Source organism: Rhizobium sp. BK376, from assembly GCF_004341625.1.
Lineage (GTDB): Bacteria > Pseudomonadota > Alphaproteobacteria > Rhizobiales > Rhizobiaceae > Rhizobium.
In genome coordinates this window covers 1-4157 of record NZ_SLZG01000075.1, presented here as the reverse complement: position 1 = coordinate 4157, position 4157 = coordinate 1, and the positions used below count along the sequence as shown (strand labels likewise).

The following is a 4157-nucleotide window of genomic DNA, read 5'->3' as shown; positions in this document are numbered from 1 at the left end:
CGTGCCCGATGATATGGCGAGCCTCGCCGTCCACGTTTCTCTTTCTTCACAAGGATATCGAACCATTTGTTTGCGCTCACGCGCCGTTCGCACCTTCGGTGCTGCGCTCCGCGAGGGCGCCAGACGACTGGCGACGGCCTCTGGCCTTTATGGGTGCCTGATAGCAGACTTGAAGTTCGGCAAGTTAGGGCCCGTAGCTCAGTTGGTTAGAGCACACGCTTGATAAGCGTGGGGTCGGAAGTTCAAGTCTTCCCGGGCCCACCATTTGCCCGAGCAAACGCAAGTTTTGCTTTTTGGTGAGTGGTTTGTTTGCGGTTTACTGATCCCTGACGGCTTGGCTGTTCGGGTGTTTGCGATGGTTGGGGCTGTAGCTCAGCTGGGAGAGCACCTGCTTTGCAAGCAGGGGGTCAGCGGTTCGATCCCGCTCAGCTCCACCAATTGCATTTGGTGTCGAGTTGGCCGGATATCCTTTGAAGAAATACAAGTTTGCATCGACTTCGGTCTGATGCCTGTTCTGCATATATCGTGAAGAGAAGATTGATCTGGAGGCTTCCAGGTGTTTTACGCAATCCTATGGATTGCTTGAGACGTCCGAGCCCAGTTCCTGAGAAACCATGGATGGCCTAGCCGGCCGGATATGGTGGAGGGATTGGAGGTAGGAAGGAAGCTTGTTACTCTGAGTTTATCGTTGTTGTTATCCCTCGGGATGGCTCTGACGATGGCTTGATGGCCGTTGCCTGACCGCGCGGTCCCGGATTTAATCTCGAGAAGCTGGTCTTAAAGATAGACTGCAAGCGAACTGCTCGGCGTAGTTCCAATAAAGCAGATCTATCGAACACGTTAATGGCATCATTGATTGGTTCGGGTTGTAAAAGGTAACCCGGACTTTGGGTCTGGCATATTCGGCTTGTCCGGATAGTCAGATTTGGAACCCCTTTGAGCGCAAGCGAGAAGGATAGGAATTCCAAATCCAATAGGTGATGAGCATTGGCAATGAGAACGATTAAGTGTCGTAAGGGCATTTGGTGGATGCCTTGGCATGCACAGGCGATGAAGGACGTGATACGCTGCGAAAAGCCGTGGGGAGCTGCGAATAAGCTTTGATCCATGGATCTCCGAATGGGGCAACCCACCTTAAGTGCTTGGAAAATCATTCTGGTTGTTTAGGCAACCCGAGTGGTTTCCAAGCATTGTTATAAGGTATCTACACCTGAATACATAGGGTGTAAGAAGCGAACGCAGGGAACTGAAACATCTAAGTACCTGCAGGAAAGGACATCAACCGAGACTCCGCAAGTAGTGGCGAGCGAACGCGGACCAGGCCAGTGGCATCAAGTGTTAAAGTGGAACAAGCTGGAAAGCTTGGCCGTAGTGGGTGACAGCCCCGTACGCGTAGATACATTTGATGTCCTAGAGTAGGGCGGGGCACGTGAAACCCTGTCTGAACATGGGGAGACCACTCTCCAAGCCTAAGTACTCGTGCATGACCGATAGCGAACAAGTACCGTGAGGGAAAGGTGAAAAGCACCCCGACAAGGGGAGTGAAATAGAACCTGAAACCGGATGCCTACAAACAGTCGGAGGGCGCAAGCCTGACGGCGTACCTTTTGTATAATGGGTCAACGACTTAGTGTAACAAGCAAGCTTAAGCCGGTAGGTGTAGGCGCAGCGAAAGCGAGTCTGAATAGGGCGATATAGTTTGTTGCATTAGACCCGAAACCGAGTGATCTAGCCATGAGCAGGTTGAAGGTTGGGTAACACCAACTGGAGGACCGAACCCGCATCTGTTGCAATAGATTGGGATGACTTGTGGCTAGGGGTGAAAGGCCAATCAAACTCGGAAATAGCTGGTTCTCCGCGAAATCTATTTAGGTAGAGCGTCGAGCGAATACCCCCGGGGGTAGAGCACTGGATGGGCTATGGGGACTCACCGTCTTACTGATCCTAACCAAACTCCGAATACCGGGGAGTACTACTCGGCAGACACACGGCGGGTGCTAACGTCCGTCGTGAAAAGGGCAACAACCCTGACCTCCAGCTAAGGTCCCCAAGTCATGGCTAAGTGGGAAAGGATGTGAGGATCCCAAAACAACCAGGATGTTGGCTTAGAAGCAGCCATCATTTAAAGAAAGCGTAACAGCTCACTGGTCTAGTCAAGGGTCTTTGCGCCGAAAATGTAACGGGGCTGAAGCCATGCACCGAAGCTGAGGATTCCCGCAAGGGAGTGGTAGCGGAGCGTTCCGTAAGCCTGTGAAGGGACAGTCGTGAGACATCCTGGAGGTATCGGAAGTGCGAATGTTGACATGAGTAACGATAAAGAGGGTGAGAGACCCTCTCGCCGAAAGACCAAGGGTTCCTGCTTAAAGTTAATCTGAGCAGGGTTAGCCGGCCCCTAAGACGAGGCGGACACGCGTAGTCGATGGGAACCACGTTAATAATCGTGGGCCTGGTGGTAGTGACGGATTGCACAAGTTGTTCTGGTTTATTGGATTATCAGGGCAGCGGAGCGGTTCCAGGAAATAGCTCCACCGTATAGACCGTACCCGAAACCGACACAGGTGGTCAGGTAGAGTATACCAAGGCGCTTGAGAGAACTATGTTGAAGGAACTCGGCAAATTGCACGCGTAACTTCGGAAGAAGCGTGACCCTTTGATACGCAAGTATTTGAGGGTGGCACAGACCAGGGGGTAGCGACTGTTTACCAAAAACACAGGGCTCTGCGAAGTCGCAAGACGACGTATAGGGTCTGACGCCTGCCCGGTGCTGGAAGGTTAAGAGGAGAGGTGCAAGCTTTGAATCGAAGCCCCAGTAAACGGCGGCCGTAACTATAACGGTCCTAAGGTAGCGAAATTCCTTGTCGGGTAAGTTCCGACCTGCACGAATGGCGTAACGACTTCCCCGCTGTCTCCAACATAGACTCAGTGAAATTGAATTCCCCGTGAAGATGCGGGGTTCCTGCGGTCAGACGGAAAGACCCCGTGCACCTTTACTATAGCTTTACACTGGCATTCGTGTCGGCATGTGTAGGATAGGTGGTAGGCTTTGAAGCGGGGACGCCAGTCTTCGTGGAGCCATCCTTGAAATACCACCCTTATCGTCATGGATGTCTAACCGCGGTCCGTCATCCGGATCCGGGACAGTGTATGGTGGGTAGTTTGACTGGGGCGGTCGCCTCCGAAAGAGTAACGGAGGCGCGCGATGGTGGGCTCAGACCGGTCGGAAATCGGTCGTCGAGTGCAATGGCATAAGCCCGCCTGACTGCGAGACTGACAAGTCGAGCAGAGACGAAAGTCGGTCATAGTGATCCGGTGGTCCCGTGTGGAAGGGCCATCGCTCAACGGATAAAAGGTACGCCGGGGATAACAGGCTGATGACCCCCAAGAGTCCATATCGACGGGGTTGTTTGGCACCTCGATGTCGGCTCATCGCATCCTGGGGCTGGAGCAGGTCCCAAGGGTTTGGCTGTTCGCCAATTAAAGCGGTACGTGAGCTGGGTTCAGAACGTCGTGAGACAGTTCGGTCCCTATCTGCCGTGGGTGTAGGAATATTGACAGGATCTGTCCCTAGTACGAGAGGACCGGGATGGACATATCTCTGGTGGACCTGTTGTCCTGCCAAGGGCATAGCAGGGTAGCTACATATGGAATGGATAACCGCTGAAGGCATCTAAGCGGGAAACCAACCTGAAAACGAGTATTCCCTATCAGAGCCGTGGAAGACGACCACGTTGATAGGCCGGGTGTGGAAGTGCGGCAACGCATGAAGCTTACCGGTACTAATAGCTCGATTGGCTTAATTGTTCTCATTGCTTGTGCTCATCGAACGAAGTTCGATGATGCTTTTGTCCTCACGCGCCAAAGGCGCTGCGGACGGCGCGCCGGACGTCCGGCGGCTCGGCTTTGCCGGCTGCTGGTGCCACGCGAAAAGTTCAAAGACGTGTTCACCCGGCGAGTATCGTATACTCGTCCGGAAAAGACATACAGGCGAATGCCTGCAGCTTCTCAATTTGTTGCGCTTTGCTGACCTGGTGGTTATGGCGGGGCGGCTGCACCCGTTCCCATTCCGAACACGGCCGTGAAACGCCCCTGCGCCCATGGTACTTCGTCTTAAGACGCGGGAGAGTAGGTCGCTGCCAGGTCTGCCAAACGCAACAAAC

At 53.5% G+C, this 4157-nt stretch carries 2 tRNA genes, 2 rRNA genes and 1 other annotated feature (1 of these 5 running past the window's edge); all 4 genes read left to right on the top strand.

Going from position 1 to position 4157, the window contains the following annotated elements:
- Positions 1–148, top strand: a sequence feature (mutual gap in cmsearch alignment for this rRNA model is longer than 100) (it extends 1345 nt beyond the left edge of the window).
- Positions 149–187: 39 nt separating this feature from the next.
- The 4 genes from EV561_RS36725 to rrf all read left to right on the top strand — a co-directional run bounded on the left by EV561_RS36725 (position 188) and on the right by rrf (position 4139).
- Positions 188–264: transfer RNA gene (locus EV561_RS36725), tRNA-Ile, on the top strand.
- A gap of 97 nt (positions 265–361) precedes the next feature.
- A tRNA-Ala gene (locus EV561_RS36720) sits at positions 362–437 on the top strand.
- 564 nt (positions 438–1001) lie between these two features.
- A 23S ribosomal RNA gene (locus EV561_RS36715) occupies positions 1002–3801 on the top strand.
- 223 nt (positions 3802–4024) lie between these two features.
- A 5S ribosomal RNA gene (gene rrf / locus EV561_RS36710) occupies positions 4025–4139 on the top strand.
- Positions 4140–4157 lie beyond the last annotated feature (18 nt).